The sequence below is a fragment of the Thalassomonas sp. M1454 genome (assembly GCF_007097525.1).
GTDB lineage: Bacteria > Pseudomonadota > Gammaproteobacteria > Enterobacterales > Alteromonadaceae > Thalassotalea_A.
The window spans coordinates 133,028-147,709 of the sequence record NZ_VKDD01000009.1; the positions used below are offsets into that span (position 1 = coordinate 133,028).

11 protein-coding genes are annotated in these 14,682 nt (G+C 39.0%); 2 read left to right on the top strand and 9 right to left on the bottom strand.

The features are described 5' to 3' along the window. The first annotated feature begins 60 nt into the window (after positions 1–60). On the top strand, positions 61–1,419 hold the full coding sequence (gene mgtE / locus FNN08_RS15630; protein WP_143587424.1) for a magnesium transporter: 1,359 nt from the start codon (positions 61–63) through the stop codon (positions 1,417–1,419). Between the two features lie 298 nt (positions 1,420–1,717). Here mgtE and pmbA read toward each other — a convergent pair whose 3' ends face one another. After that, a complete protein-coding gene (gene pmbA / locus FNN08_RS15635) occupies positions 1,718–3,061 on the bottom strand; it encodes a metalloprotease PmbA (RefSeq protein WP_143587425.1) in 1,344 nt (447 codons plus the stop codon). A 161-nt stretch (positions 3,062–3,222) separates the two neighbouring features. Here pmbA and yjgA point away from each other — a divergent pair, with 161 nt between their 5' ends. After that, positions 3,223–3,750, top strand: a complete 528-nt coding sequence (gene yjgA, locus FNN08_RS15640) for a ribosome biogenesis factor YjgA (RefSeq protein WP_143587426.1) — start codon at positions 3,223–3,225, stop codon at positions 3,748–3,750. Between the two features lie 89 nt (positions 3,751–3,839). Here yjgA and tldD read toward each other — a convergent pair whose 3' ends face one another. From tldD to FNN08_RS15680, 8 genes are read right to left on the bottom strand one after another with little or no spacing between them, the layout of a single operon-like run. Next, positions 3,840–5,279: a metalloprotease TldD gene (gene tldD / locus FNN08_RS15645; protein ID WP_143587427.1), complete on the bottom strand. Its 1,440-nt coding sequence runs from the start codon at positions 5,277–5,279 to the stop codon at positions 3,840–3,842. An 11-nt stretch (positions 5,280–5,290) separates the two neighbouring features. After that, a complete protein-coding gene (locus tag FNN08_RS15650) occupies positions 5,291–6,148 on the bottom strand; it encodes a carbon-nitrogen hydrolase family protein (protein ID WP_143587428.1) in 858 nt (285 codons plus the stop codon). Beyond that, positions 6,148–10,038 (bottom strand): YhdP family protein, encoded by a 3,891-nt coding sequence (locus FNN08_RS15655; RefSeq protein ID WP_143587429.1) that lies wholly within the window; start codon positions 10,036–10,038, stop codon positions 6,148–6,150. Before FNN08_RS15655 ends, FNN08_RS15650 begins: the two co-directional genes overlap by 1 nt. Continuing rightward, on the bottom strand, positions 10,038–11,501 hold the full coding sequence (gene rng / locus FNN08_RS15660; protein ID WP_143587430.1) for a ribonuclease G: 1,464 nt from the start codon (positions 11,499–11,501) through the stop codon (positions 10,038–10,040). Before rng ends, FNN08_RS15655 begins: the two co-directional genes overlap by 1 nt. Continuing rightward, complete coding sequence (locus tag FNN08_RS15665) at positions 11,498–12,085, bottom strand: Maf family protein (protein ID WP_143587431.1); 588 nt, start codon at positions 12,083–12,085, stop codon at positions 11,498–11,500. Before FNN08_RS15665 ends, rng begins: the two co-directional genes overlap by 4 nt. Positions 12,086–12,087: 2 nt before the next feature. Next, complete coding sequence (gene mreD, locus FNN08_RS15670; protein WP_143587432.1) at positions 12,088–12,570, bottom strand: rod shape-determining protein MreD; 483 nt, start codon at positions 12,568–12,570, stop codon at positions 12,088–12,090. Continuing rightward, positions 12,554–13,432 carry a rod shape-determining protein MreC gene (gene mreC, locus FNN08_RS15675; protein ID WP_143587433.1) on the bottom strand — a complete coding sequence of 293 codons (879 nt, stop codon included), beginning with the start codon at positions 13,430–13,432 and terminating at the stop codon, positions 12,554–12,556. Before mreC ends, mreD begins: the two co-directional genes overlap by 17 nt. 37 nt (positions 13,433–13,469) lie before the next feature. After that, the gene (locus tag FNN08_RS15680; RefSeq protein ID WP_143587434.1) at positions 13,470–14,510 is read right to left on the bottom strand and encodes a rod shape-determining protein; all 1,041 of its coding nucleotides are present in this window, start codon (positions 14,508–14,510) and stop codon (positions 13,470–13,472) included. Positions 14,511–14,682: the final 172 nt, after the last annotated feature.

The following is a 14,682-nucleotide window of genomic DNA, read 5'->3' on the forward strand; positions in this document are numbered from 1 at the left end:
AACTTACGATAAACTTATGTTCATAAATTGAAATAAGTTAGCATCGGCACAGGGTGGAACATGCCGGATACATCTGAACAAGAAATAAGTCAAAAACGTTTACTCGAAATCAATACCGCTTTGCAAAGCGGTATGTTTGTGTATGTGCGTAAAATGTTCCAGAATATGCCCGCCTTTGATATTGCCTTACTATTAGAATCCTCCCCCGCTCGTAGCAGAAATATTTTATGGCAACTTACCGATCCTGATTTACACGGTGAGATCCTAGAAGAGCTTTCAGAAGAAGTTCGTAAAGGCATTCTTAAAGATATGCAGCCTGAAAAGGTTGCTGCTGTCGTCGAAGGCATGGATATAGATGACCTTGCCGAAGTTTTAAGAACACTACCAGATTCTGTCTATCAAGAAGTACTTAACTCGATGGACAGTCAAGATAGAACGCGAGTTGAACAAGCTCTATCTTATGAGGAAGACACCGCCGGCGGTATCATGAATACAGATACCATCACGGTAAGGCCAGACGTAACCGTTGATGTGGTATTACGTTATTTACGACTTAGAGGTGACTTACCCGACGCAACAGATTCACTTTATGTAGTGGCTCGTAATGATAAATTTGTTGGCTCGGTAACCTTAGCTAAGCTCATTACCGCAGCACCTGAACAATCCATCGAAGATATCACAGATTACGATACGGTTCCGATCCCTGCAGAAATGGATGAGACCGAAGTTGCTACACTGTTTGAGCGTCATGATTGGTTGTCAGCCCCTGTTATTGATGACAGCGGTCGCCTACTTGGCCGTATCACCATTGATGACGTTATTGATGTTATCCGTGAAGATGCCGAGCACTCGATGATGAGTATGGCTGGTTTAGATGACGAAGCTGATACTTTCGCTCCTGTACTAAAAAGTACCCAGCAACGCTCTATTTGGCTAGGCGTTAACTTATTTACTGCATTAGCTGCGGTTATGGTTTCTAGCTTTTTCGAAGATATATTAGCGCAAATGGCTATTTTAGCGGTACTTAACACCTTAGTACCAAGTATGGGTGGCGTAGCTGGTGGACAAACATTAACTCTGGTTATTCGTGGTATGGCTCTAGGTCATATCGGTGATAATAATGCTCGTGCCATATTAACCAAAGAATTAGCTATCGGCTTTTTAAACGGCTTAATTTGGGCAATATTTATTGCTGGTATAGTTGCTATATGGAAGCAAGATTTAACCTTAGGTGGGATCATAGCATTCGCGATGTTAATGAACTTAACCGCTGCAGGTATTGCAGGGGTGACCATACCGCTATTTTTAAAGAAACTAAATATAGATCCTGCTCTAGCAGGTAGTGTAATTCTTACTACGGTTACTGATGTAGTGGGTATATTTGCTTTCTTAGGTACGGCAACCTTACTGTTAGGCTAGTAAAAGTATACCAGCTTCCAGTCACAAACAAGTACACCGTCATCCTGTGCGAGCCTAAGCGAGACACGGGATCTCCATAATTCACAGCCTATCTATATAAAATTTTTCAAATCACAGCACGCGTCAGGAGGTCCCTGATGTCGCTAGTGCTCCTCAAGGATGACGGCGCTTTTTATAAGGTTGGGTGTTCACAGTTTATTACCCCTCCAGTAAACTGTGTATTATTAGAACATCACTTTCATTAAACAAAAAATAGGAACCTAAGGTTCCTATTTTTCATTGCGTGATGGTTAACTAATTACTGACCAGAAACCTGCATTTCTTCAATAATAATTGAGCCCGTTCTTATGCTGCCACGCTCATCAAAATCGGCACCTGTTGCTACGACTGATTTAAAGATATCCTTTAAATTGCCAGCAATAGTAATTTCAGCAACTGGGTATGCTATTTCACCATTTTCCACCCAAAAACCTGCCGCACCACGAGAGTAGTCGCCATTGACAACATTAACGCCTTGGCCCATTAACTCAGTCACTAACAAACCAGTACCTAAAGTTTTTAACATTGCATCAAAGTCGCCACCATTAGCAGAGATTTGCCAGTTATGAATACCGCCAGCATTACCTGTTGTAGTTAAACCTAATTTGCGAGCTGAATAGCTAGTTAATAGGTACGACTGTAATACACCGTCGGTGATAATTTCTCGATCATGGGTAGCAACACCTTCACTATCAAAAGACGAACTCGCTAGTCCTTTTAGTAAATGTGGTCGCTCAGATATATTTAAATGTGATGAAAAAACATCTTTACCGATTGAGTTAAGTAAAAATGAAGAATCACGATATAAGTTTCCACCACTAATAGCCGAGATAAAGTGGCCAAATAAACTATTGGCTATATCGGCACGAAACATAACAGGCACTTTACCAGTAGCAAGCTTTTGGCTACCTAGACGACTCACAGCAGCTTTTGCAGACTCAACACCAACTATTTTAGGGGCTGTTAATTCATTATAATCTCGACTTACCGCATAACTGTAATCTCTTTGCATGTCATCGTCTTGTGAAGCTATCATCATACAACTTAAGCTGTGTCGAGTACTTGGGTAACCAACTAATTGACCATGGCTGTTACCATATACCTTAAAGCCTTCATAACTGGCAAAATTAGCACCGTCAGAGTTTGTTAAACGCTTGTCATGCTCTAATGCCGCCATTTCAGCTTCGGTTGCTATGGCAATGGCTTTTTCTGTTGAAATATCCGCTGGGTGATATAAATCTAGATCTTTAACTGTATAAGCTAATAATTCTTTATCTGCTAATCCTGAGAATTCATCAACTGATGTGTATTTAGCAATATTAATCGCGGCCTGAACCGATTGCTCTAGCGCTTGCTCAGATAAATCAGCCGTTGAAGCTGAGCCCTTACGCCCTTCTTTATAAACCGTTAACCCTAACGCTCCATCATTGGTAAACTCTACCGTGTCGACTTCACCAAGACGAGTTGAAACACTCAATCCTTGCTGCTTACTCATTGATACTTCAACGCTATCTGCGCCCAACTTTGTAGCAAGTTCTAAAACTTTCGCAACGCGTTCTTTTACTTGCGAAATTGAGTTATCCATTGATTCTATTTTGGCCATAATTACTTTTCAGAAAACAGGCTGCATTTTATTAACACGAAAAAATACAGCGCTTAAATTAATAATATGGTTAGCATATCACACAGCTTGAATAAGTGGATTAAAATACGTCTGTTAATGGTGTATAATTAGCGCAACATCATTTAAATATGCAGAAGAGTATGCGCAAAAAACCTGTTGAACCAATTGAAGATGAAGAAATCATCTATGTAAGCCGAGCTGAGTTGAAAAAAGATGCTAGAGAAATTCAGCAACTTGCATCAGATCTTGCAGACTTAAAAGTAGCACAAAGGGAAAAACTTCCTTTAAACGAAGAAATCGATGCGGCTCTACGTTTAGCAGATAAAATTAAAGGCAAACATGATGCCTATAGCCGTAACATACGTTTTTTAGCTAAGTTATTGGCAGAAGTAGATATTGAAGCTATTAAGTCTGGTTTAGATAAGATTAACAATAAACATTCTTACGAAAAGCATAAGATCTCTATTTTAGATGACCTACGTAATGAGCTTATCGCTCAGGGCAATGATAAAATTGAAGAGCTTTTAGCTGAATATGAAGGTTTTGAACGCCAGCGTTTACGCCAACTTGTCCGCCAAGCAGCAAAAGAAGTTAAAACTGAAAAGCTTGGGAAAAGCTACAAAGAACTATTTAAATACTTAAAAGAAAATGTAACTTTTGAAATTTAAGTTTAGCTAAACTTACTTTGAATCGAAAACTAAAAAGCAGAGTGATAATTACTCTGCTTTTTTGTTTTAGGCTGCCCTAATAGAATAAGCTACTGAGTGCCGCCAATGGTCATTTCATCAACTTTCAGTGTGGGCTGGCCAACACCTACCGGTATACTTTGACCATCTTTACCACAAACACCAACGCCGCTATCTAATGATAAATCATTGCCAACCATACTTACCTTCAGCATAGCTTCAGGACCATTACCAATTAATGTTGCGCCTTTAACTGGTGCGGTAATTTTGCCATCCTCAATCAAATAAGCCTCGGCAGTTGTAAATACAAATTTACCAGAGGTAATATCAACCTGGCCGCCAGCAAAGTTAGGTGCATAAATGCCTTTTTTAACTGATTTGATAATATCATCAGGTTCATACTCACCGGCTAACATATAAGTATTAGTCATGCGTGGCATAGGTAAATGAGCGTAAGATTCACGGCGGCCATTACCTGTTGGTTTAACTCCCATTAACGACGCATTGTGCTTATCTTGCATATAACCTTTAAGGATACCTTTCTCGATCAGTACATTGTATTGCCCTGGCGTACCTTCATCATCTATAGCGACAGAGCCTCGACGATCGTTTAAGGTACCATCATCAACAATTGTACAATGCTCTGACGCCACTTTCTGGCCAACTTTACCTGAAAACGCAGAAGCGCCTTTACGGTTAAAGTCACCTTCTAAGCCATGACCAACCGCTTCATGTAATAACACCCCAGGCCAACCTGATCCTAATACTACAGGTAACATGCCTGCAGGTGCGTCAATTGCGTCTAAGTTAACTAGAGCTTGCCTTACCGCTTCTTCAGCGTAGTGACAAAAACGAGTCTTGCCATGTTCAACATCAAAAAAGTAACTATAACCGGTACGAGCACCGCCACCAGAACTGCCTCGTTCGCGGCGACCGCCTTGCTCAACTAATACTGAACAATTTAAGCGAACTAAAGGGCGAATATCAGTAGCGAAAGTGCCGTCACTTGCTGCAACTAAGATCTTCTCATAAACGCCAGACAAGCTAACAATAACTTGTTTAACACGAGAATCGTGGGCTCGAGCATGCGCTTCAACTTCGTGTAATAGATTAATTTTTTGTTCTTGGCTTAATGTCGATAAAGGGTCAATTTCAGTATATAACTGAATATCACTTTGACGACTAAATGCTTTAACGCTTTGTGTTTTATCGTCTTGCACTATACCCCGTGCAGCAGTGGCTGCTTGCATTAAAGCGTGGGCGTTTATGTCATCAGAATAAGCAAAACCGGTTTTTTCACCACTAATAGCTCGAACCCCAACACCGCGTTCGATATTATACGAACCATCTTTGACGATACCATCTTCTAACATCCATGATTCATGGCTCGACGATTGGAAATATAAGTCGGCAAAATCGATATTGCGCTGACAAATGTGGGCTAATGTTTGGTTTAAATCTTCTTGCCCTAACTGGCAAGCTGTAAGTAATTCTTGTTCAACAAGATTCATTATAAATACCGTTACTTATTCAAAGTTACTGAAAATTGATTATGTTCGTTTACCGGAATATCTGCTCGGACTTTACTAATGAGCTCAGGCTCAAGTTCAACGCTGATATAACCAGTACCTTCTTCTTTTATGGCAACAATCTCACCCCAAGGGTTAACTATCATTGAATGCCCGTATGTTTCTTTACCATTTTGATGGGTGCCAACTTGGCCAGCGGCAACCATATAGACTTGGTTTTCGATTGCCCTAGCTTGCAGTAAAGCCTGCCAATGAGCTCGACCTGTTACTTTGGTAAAAGCCGCTGAGTTAGCAATAACATTAGCACCTTTTCCCCTTAGGGCTCTATATAGCTCAGGAAACCTTAAATCATAACAAACAGTCATTCCTAGCTTTATATTATCTAGTTGACTGATAACAACCTTTTCACCAGGAACAGTAAATAAGGATTCACGATATGATTTTTTATTATCGTTAACATCAACATCAAATAAATGAATTTTTTGATAATCATCCAACAACTCACCTTGAGGACCAAATAATAAGTTACTAGCTGAAAACTTATTGTCCACATTAGTATTTAATGGAATAGTGCCTGCTGATAAATAGATGGAGAACTCTTTAGCCAATTGCGCTAGGCTTTCTTGCATATGACCAGTGCCTAAATCTTCACTAATACTTAATTGGTCTTTATCCCGGCCACCAAAATAAAGGCAAGCCTCAGGCAAAACCACTAAATGTTCTGGGTTATGGCCATATTCATTTGTTAAGTTTTCTAATATTGCACGTATTGCCTGTAAATTCTCATCGACATCAGGTACTGAATGCATTTGAATTGCTGTAAGTCTAGCTTTGCTTTTGCTGGTAGACATTATTGACCTCCGCTTTGATTCGGTTCAGGCACCGCATCGGGTTTACTTTTGCCAACATTAATATCTCGGCTCTTACGGTCTACCTCTTTAAAATTAGGTTCATCAACCGTGCCGGTTAACTCAAAGTTTATTACCGATATAACTTCTGCTTTCTCAATCACTTTATCGGCAACCAGTGCGGCAATTCCAACCACAGGGTTTACCATCCATGAGACAATCACAGGCAAACTTGAAGTTACCTTAGGAGCAAACGACATCTTATAATCGAGCTGATTATTAACTAAGTTAGTATTACCTTGCACTTTTAACTTGCCCGCTGTTGCGTCAACCTCAACGTCATCGGTATAGATAACGCCATCAACTACGGTAAAGTTACCTTTCATATCTTCATAGAACATACCGTTAGAGAATATATCTCTAAAGTCCAAACTTAACTTTCTTACTAAAGATTGGAAGCTGAAAATTGACAGTAAACGAGCGCCTTTATCATCGACATCAGCAAGATAACCATCGTCGAGTTTAACGTTTAACTGACCATTTAACGAAGCAAAATTAAATTGCTGTGGATCACCCTGCCAGTTCAAATCAAAATTACTGGTTAAGCCACTGTCTTTTATTCCTGATTCTAAATCAAAGGCTTCAATTTCTTTTTCTAAGTCATTAGTTTTAAATATGCCCTGAATAGATGTTGTATTTTGCGTAGGATCTTTAAGCCAATTACCAGTAAAGTTAACTTCGTTGCCTTTTCTTTTAGCAATAAACTCTGTTAGCTCAACGCTATTAATAGCGTTTCTAGCAAGGGTGAAATTAACCTCACCAAAATCTAACATACTGTACTTACAACTCTTACAATAAAACTTAATCGGCGGAATATCATCAGGTAATAATGTCGACCCTACCGGCTCAGCTGTATCAGCTGTATCTGTGCTGTTTTCATCGTTAGTGTCATTTTTTACCTGCTCGATAAGGTGAATAAAGTCGGCATCCACTTCCAAGCCTTTTGTCTTAAAGTCATGGTAAAATTTAAAGCGACTGCGAATTTGATCGGTATTGAGCTGTAATACCCAAGAGTTAGTTCGATTGAGTAAATTAAATGATATATCGGTGATTTGTTGCCCATAAAAATCAGCACCAAATAAACTGCCTCTAATTCGCTCTGGAATGCCTATTAATGGTTTACTTGCGGCATCGGCTAAGCTTGGATCAGATTCTGGGATACTATCAATAATATTAAAGACAAGTTCATGCCACTGTTGATAATTTATCTGGGCTAAATTTGTGGTTATATGAAAACCTGAAATAGGTAACAGCATAGCTTCATCACCTAACACTAGGTGCGAGCGTGTAAACGCAGTTTGTTGATGATTCAAGCTACCATAAAAGTGCAGATTATTACCCAGCTTTGCCTCTATCATCGAATGCTCTTCATCACCACTAACATTAGCGCTAAGCTTAACCATAGTACCAATAGTTTTATCATATGGTTGCGGTAATAACAGTTGCGCATTAACTAAATCCGAGTTTAGGTCGACCTTATAACTAAACGGCCCATCATCTGGCACATTAATATTTAGTTTACCCTGCCAATCTAATTTACCATCAACATAAGACTTTAAAGGGTCAGGGATTTGTCCCAAATAATGATTAGGTTGCCACTGACCATCTAGGTCGATACTAAGTTTATAAGCATCATTTTGATGGTAGCCATTAACATTCATCGCAATTGGCAAACCACGCCAAATAACATTAAAATCTTTGGTGGTTATTTTTTCATTTACAAAGGTTAATTGGCCACTTATTTGTTTAAACTCCATTTCAGGAGCTGATAGAAAAACCTGATTGTCGTTTAAATCAATAACCCCTTTTGCCACCGTGTTATCAGTATCGGCAAGAGGCACATCTAAAGCAAAGCTACCATTAACCAATCCTTGTGGACCAATAAACTCGAGTACTTTACCGACACTATCGGCCATCGGACTGGCAAGCATAAGATTTTGAATATCACTAACTTGTGCAGTAACAGGCGCGCGAACGGTAAGAATAGACTCACCGCTAAGTGATTCAATACCAACAACAACATCTTTGGTATTAACACCGTTTAAGTCACCATCATTAGCAGTGATTAGCATCGAATCATTGGTAAAGTTTAAGTTTACATCGCCACCAGTAATTGCTGGCCACCCCTCAACAAACTCATATTCAGCTTGTTCAAGATCGGCATCAACAACAAAAATCCCGCTATTATCGATAAATGGAAAATTAGACACTGGGCCATTAAATAACACAGCAACCTGTTTGCCTTGGCCGGATTTTATTGCCGCATTTAAATAATCAACCAAGCTATCCGACATAATTGATAGAGGTAAATAGTATTGCGCTTGGTCAGCTTGAGCACGGTCTAGGTAAGCAAAGATGCCTAATTCACCAGAGCCATTTTCAGGTTGAAAGTATTGAACTGAACCTTGTAAGTTAAGTTCATCTGATGAAAGGCCGATATCTTTAACAGCAAGAGTCCATGTAGAGTCATTCCAATAGGCATTAACTTCTGCGTTTAAATCATTAAAAGGTATAGGGCGAGAAAAGTGCTGATTAAAATCTAATGCTGAATTTTTCGCATTGATGTTTAACGCCAGTTTATTTTCAGCATAAAGTACCTCACCACTAACACCACTTATGCCAGGTATATTATTTGCGTACTGCCAAGCTAAGCTATTTAAATCAACTTTTGCTTGTATGCCATCAAGCGTCGTTTTTAAGTGGATATTTTCTAAGTCACCACTTAAATGTAGTTTGGAAAACTCAGCTAACGTCGGAAAGTTCTCTTCGAGAATGGGGTATAACTGCCAGAGATTATCAAGAGATACGGCTGAAATATAAGATTCGATTGAATCACGTTGATACTGTGTTTGAATATAAAACTCAGTCCAAGGAGTACCATTAAAGTCAACTTCAATATTTGAAGATTGCGCAAAGAAATTAGACGTTAGACCATCACGGTATAAGCTAACATGAGCTTTAGGAATAGTTAATTTATGCTGCTGTTCAAAGCTCAACCAAGAGAAAGATGTTTCGCCAAGAGCTAACTCAATATTGGTTAAGCTACCTTGATTAATTTGCACCCAAGACTGAAAGTTAATGTTTGAGCCAATTTGATCATGCTTATCGCCCAACAACTTAATAAACCAACCGGTTAAATCTATATTATTACCTTCAATATAAATTTGGCCATTTAAGTCACTTAACACGGTACCGTTTAATTCAACAACAAGCTTGGCAGTATCTTGGGATAAGCCATCGATTTCTATTTTACCTATACCTTTGTGACTCGTGCCATCATTATGCCAAGCTAACTTACTGATATTAAATGTGCGTTTTTTGAGAGAGTTTTTAATAATGATTTTACTATCAAGTACTGAAAAACGCTTAATTTGTTGCAACAACAGATCTGAAATAATATCTAAATCTTCTGCGGTTTGAGTGCTTTGTGTTTGACTGCCTGCGGTTAGTTGGCTTTGATCTAGATTGATCAATGCTCCAACTAAAGTTAAATTTTTAGCTTTAACTTTTTGAGCTTGAACGCTTCCCCAAAAATCTAAGCCGAGGTTAACTTCTTCAACACTAATATTTAATGAAGAAGAATTTGATAATACGACATCTCTTACAACTAAGGTTGGGCCAAAGTTGCGCCAGCCAGCTGAAAGCTCACCGATTTCAATATCGCCCTCATATGCAGAGTTTATGTACTCCTCTACATCTTCCTTATAATTATCAGCATAAGGCAAAAGAATACGTGCAGCACTTAACAGAACAGCGAATACTACCAATAGAATAGCTAAGGTTTTATAAAGGCGGCTAAGCCAAGTATTAGCGTGTCCCCAAAAAGTTTTCACTACATCATCACCACGTCAAATTGCTCTTGGTTATACATAGTTTCGGTTTGTACTTTTATTTGTTTACCAATAAAGACTTCTAACTCAGCTAGATGGTGATATTCATCATCAATTAAAGATTCACTAACCTTTGGTGAAGCGTAGACAATAAACTTATCTGAGTCATAGGCACGATTGACTCGAACAATTTCTCTTAAGATCTCAAAACAAACTGTTTCTACTGTTTTTAAATTACCTCGGCCATCACAGACAGGGCACTCACCACATAAAACGTGTTCAAGGCTTTCTCTTGTGCGCTTACGCGTCATTTCAACTAAGCCAAGAGCTGAGAAGTTACTTAGACTGTATTTGACTTTATCTTTGCTCATGGCAACATCGAGACTATGTAGCACACGCTTTTTATGCTCGTTGTTGCTCATATCGATAAAATCAACAATGATGATGCCACCTAAATTACGTAAGCGTAGTTGCCTAGCAATTGCCTGAGTAGCTTCAATATTGGTATTAAAAATAGTCTCTTCTAGATTACGATGACCAACAAAAGCTCCGGTATTTATATCGATAGTGGTCATAGCTTCGGTTTGGTCAATAATAAGGTAACCACCCGATTTAAGCTCTACCTTTCGCTTCAACGCTTTTTGAATTTCAGCTTCAACTGAGAACAAATCAAAAATCGGCCTTTCGCCCGGGTAGTATTCAATAATAGGTCTTATTTCAGGCACAAACTCTTCGGTAAATTTAACAAGTTCTTCGTATGTTAACTTTGAGTCGACTCTTATTCTTTCTAAGCCAGTACCAACGAAATCGCGAATAATTCGGCATGCTAAAAATAAGTCTTGATAAAGCGGTAAATTAGTTTGTTTACGTTTTTTACGCTCTGCCACTTTAGTCCACACTCGGCGCAAAAACTGCGCATCGTGATCAAGCTCATCATCGCCTACACCTTCAGCAGCTGTTCGAACAATAAAGCCACTTTCTTCATCACAGTATGGGCTAACAATTTTTTTCAAACGCTGACGTTCTTTTTCACCTTCGATGCGCTGCGATATACCGGTATGATTTGAGTTTGGCATCATCACTAAATATCTTGATGCGACGGTAATATCTGTAGTTAGACGAGCACCTTTAGTACCTAATGGGTCTTTAACCACTTGCACCATCACGTATTGGCCTTCATGAACTAGGCTTCTGATATCGGGTACTTCATTTTCGCTCGTTTCTTGATTAGTGATTAATCGGGTACGGATATCTGAGGCGTGCAAAAAGGCTGCCTTGTCTAAATTGATATCAACAAAAGCTGCTTGCATACCAGGTAAAACACGAATAATTTTACCTAAATAAATATTGCCGACTATGCCGCGTTTAGCATTTCGCTCAATATGTACTTCTTGTAGGGTACCATTTTCGATTAAAGCAACTCGGGTTTCACTTGGAGTTACGTTGATGAGTAATTCGCCGCTCATTGAATTCCTTTATTAAAATTAGTATTTGCTTTGTTAAGCAACTGTTCTGTTTCATATAGTGGCAGACCAACAACCGCAGAGTAACTACCTTCAATGCGCTTAACAAACTTGCCACCGATACCTTGAATGCCATAACTACCAGCTTTGTCTTGCGGTTCATTAGATTGCCAATAACTTACTATTTCTGCCTCAGGTATATCTCTAAAATAAACAGCAGTACTCACATATTCAGTATAGATAGTATTTCCTTGAACTATAGATATAGCTGTGATCACTTGATGTTGATTACCAGATAGAAGCTGCAACATTTCTTTGCTATGAGTAAAATCTTTTGGTTTACCTAAAATTCTATCTGCACATACAACAACCGTATCAGAGCCTAAGACCCAAGTAGCACTATCTGTCTCGTCTAGCTTTTCCCAGCCAGCTTGAGCTTTTTCTTTGGCCATGCGGCAAACAAATTCAACCGCCGATTCATCATCATTTACTTGTTCATTGATAGACGCATCTACTAAGCTAAACTCTATCTGTATTTGCTCGAGTAGCTCTTTCCGGCGAGGAGATTTAGACGCTAAATAAAGCATAATTAATGCACCTGAAATTGGCGTCGAATCTTACGCAATAATAAAAATACCACTGGCCATATCGGCATACTGGTTAATACCGGTTTTAAGTAACTTATCGAAAAATCAACATCAATAACAAAACGCTGTATCCAAAAGACAGTTAAGTGGTATAAGGCAATAAATACACCAACAATGATGGATTGTTGCAATAGGGAAAAGTTGCGAATTTTTTGGAAATTATTAACCGTCACATAAACAACTAAAGCTGTTGCAAAGGCATTTACCCCTAAAACCGAACCAAGTAAAACGTCTATTATAAAACCTATTAACCAAGCAAGTAGTACGTTAACCCGAGTAGGCAGCGCCAATACCCAATAAATCAATACTAATAATGTCCAGTTAGGTCTAAATTCATCAAAACCAATCGGCAAAGGCATTATCGTTAGCATCAAAGACACGATAATGGTTATCCATATGACAAAATTATTACTTCTTGCTTTCATCTGTCACCTTTGCCACTGTTTTGTCAGCGCTTACCGATACTTTTTCATTCGGCCATAATAATAATAAATAGCGCAACCGATTTAACTCAACGAGTGGTTTAACTTGTATACGTGCAAATTCGCGGTTTGAATTATCAGAAACATAGGTCACTTCGGCAACAGGGTAGCCTTCCGGGAATTTCCCACCTAATCCAGAAGTTACTAATAAATCGCCGGCTTTGATATCGGTGGAATGAGGAATATTTTCAACTTCCATCTTAGTTACACTGCCAGTACCTTTAGCAATAACTCTTACGCCATTACGATGCACCCTTAACGGGATAGCGTGAGTAATATCACTAAGTAGTAATACCCTTGAGGTATTAACCCCTACATGTAAAATTTGCCCGACGACACCATTTTCATCAATTACTGGCTGGCCTTCAAATAAACCATCGGTATTGCCACGGTTAATTACCACCTGATGCGAATACGGATCACTGTCAACAGCAAGGATTTCAGCAACCATTTTTTTATAGTCACTACGTACCGGTGAAGCTAATAGTTGACGTAAGCGCTGATTTTCCTGACTAAGAATATCAAGTTGCAGTAGTTTTTCTTTAAGTAAAAGTTCTTGTCTTTGGTAGCGTTGATTTTCAGCCATCAACTGTTTTCGAGAGACAATATTTTCTGAAGCGTAGTCCATTAATTGTTTCGGACTATTTGCAATGTACTGCAAAGGACTAACAAGAGATTGTAAGTAGCCCCGGGCCACCTCAAAACTTGCTAATTTATGGTCGCAATAAATGAAAACGCTTGATAAAACAAGCGCTAACATTATCCGCCTATGGCTGGAATATCCATCAAGAAAAATGGGATTCATATTTCTCGCTCAGCCGGTTTACACCGGCTGTTAAAAATTACTCGTATGCGAATAAATCGCCGCCATGCATATCAATCATCTCAAGAGCTTTACCGCCACCACGTGCAACACACGTTAATGGATCATCGGCAACAATAACTGGAATGCCAGTTTCTTCAGCTAATAAACGATCTAAATCTTTTAATAATGCACCACCGCCAGTTAACACCATACCGCGTTCAGAAATATCTGAAGCTAGCTCTGGTGGTGACTGCTCTAAAGCAACCATAATTGCACTTACAATACCTGTTAATGGCTCTTGTAATGCTTCTAAAATTTCATTGCTGTTTAGTGTAAAGCTACGAGGTACACCTTCAGCTAGGTTACGACCACGCACTTCAATTTCAATTAACTCTTCACCTGGGTATGCACTACCAATTTCTTTCTTAATGCGTTCAGCTGTTGCTTCACCAATTAAGCTACCAAAATTACGACGCACGTAATTGATAATTGCATCATCAAATTTATCACCACCAATACGCACTGATGAAGAGTAAACTAAACCATTTAGTGAAATGATACCAACTTCGGTAGTACCACCACCGATATCAACAACCATTGAACCTGTTGCAGCAGAAACTGGTAAGTCTGCACCTATAGCGGCAGCCATTGGCTCATCAATTAAATAAACATCACGAGCACCAGCACCAGAAGCTGACTCTTTAATCGCACGTCGCTCAACCTGAGTAGAACCACAAGGAACACATACTAAAACGCGAGGACTTGGACGTAAGAAATTATTTGAGTGCACTTGTTTAATAAAGTGTTGTAGCATTTTTTCAGTAACAAAGAAGTTAGCAATAACGCCATCCTTCATCGGACGGATTGCTTCGATATTACCTGGAGTACGACCTAGCATTTGCTTAGCGGCAGTACCTACAGCAGCAACAGTTTTGTTACCACTGCGATCTTGTCGAATAGCAACTACTGAAGGCTCATCAAGAACGATACCTTGGTCCTTAACATAGATTAGTGTATTTGCAGTTCCTAAATCGATTGATAAATCGTTTGAAAACATACCACTTAAAAATTTAAACATGGAGTGTAAGATCCTTTGGTTGTTTGTCTTTGTTTGCTACAGATAAGTTTTATTATCGTGCAAAAGCCACCTAGATAAACCATTAAAGTTAACTGTGACTATAAATTTGAATATTGAAGATATAATAACCTAGTAACAGTATAAATGTATCGAGAAAATAAGAAAATTTTGA

What these genes read in the sequence shown, in the direction of transcription:
- mgtE (WP_143587424.1), top strand. Translation starts at nt 61, where the DNA reads ATGCCGGATACATCTGAACAAGAAATAAGTCAAAAACGTTTACTCGAA.
- pmbA (WP_143587425.1), bottom strand. Translation starts at nt 3,061, where the DNA reads ATGGCCAAAATAGAATCAATGGATAACTCAATTTCGCAAGTAAAAGAA.
- yjgA (WP_143587426.1), top strand. Translation starts at nt 3,223, where the DNA reads ATGCGCAAAAAACCTGTTGAACCAATTGAAGATGAAGAAATCATCTAT.
- tldD (WP_143587427.1), bottom strand. Translation starts at nt 5,279, where the DNA reads ATGAATCTTGTTGAACAAGAATTACTTACAGCTTGCCAGTTAGGGCAA.
- FNN08_RS15650 (WP_143587428.1), bottom strand. Translation starts at nt 6,148, where the DNA reads ATGTCTACCAGCAAAAGCAAAGCTAGACTTACAGCAATTCAAATGCAT.
- rng (WP_143587430.1), bottom strand. Translation starts at nt 11,501, where the DNA reads ATGAGCGGCGAATTACTCATCAACGTAACTCCAAGTGAAACCCGAGTT.
- FNN08_RS15665 (WP_143587431.1), bottom strand. Translation starts at nt 12,085, where the DNA reads ATGCTTTATTTAGCGTCTAAATCTCCTCGCCGGAAAGAGCTACTCGAG.
- mreD (WP_143587432.1), bottom strand. Translation starts at nt 12,570, where the DNA reads ATGAAAGCAAGAAGTAATAATTTTGTCATATGGATAACCATTATCGTG.
- mreC (WP_143587433.1), bottom strand. Translation starts at nt 13,432, where the DNA reads ATGAATCCCATTTTTCTTGATGGATATTCCAGCCATAGGCGGATAATG.
- FNN08_RS15680 (WP_143587434.1), bottom strand. Translation starts at nt 14,510, where the DNA reads ATGTTTAAATTTTTAAGTGGTATGTTTTCAAACGATTTATCAATCGAT.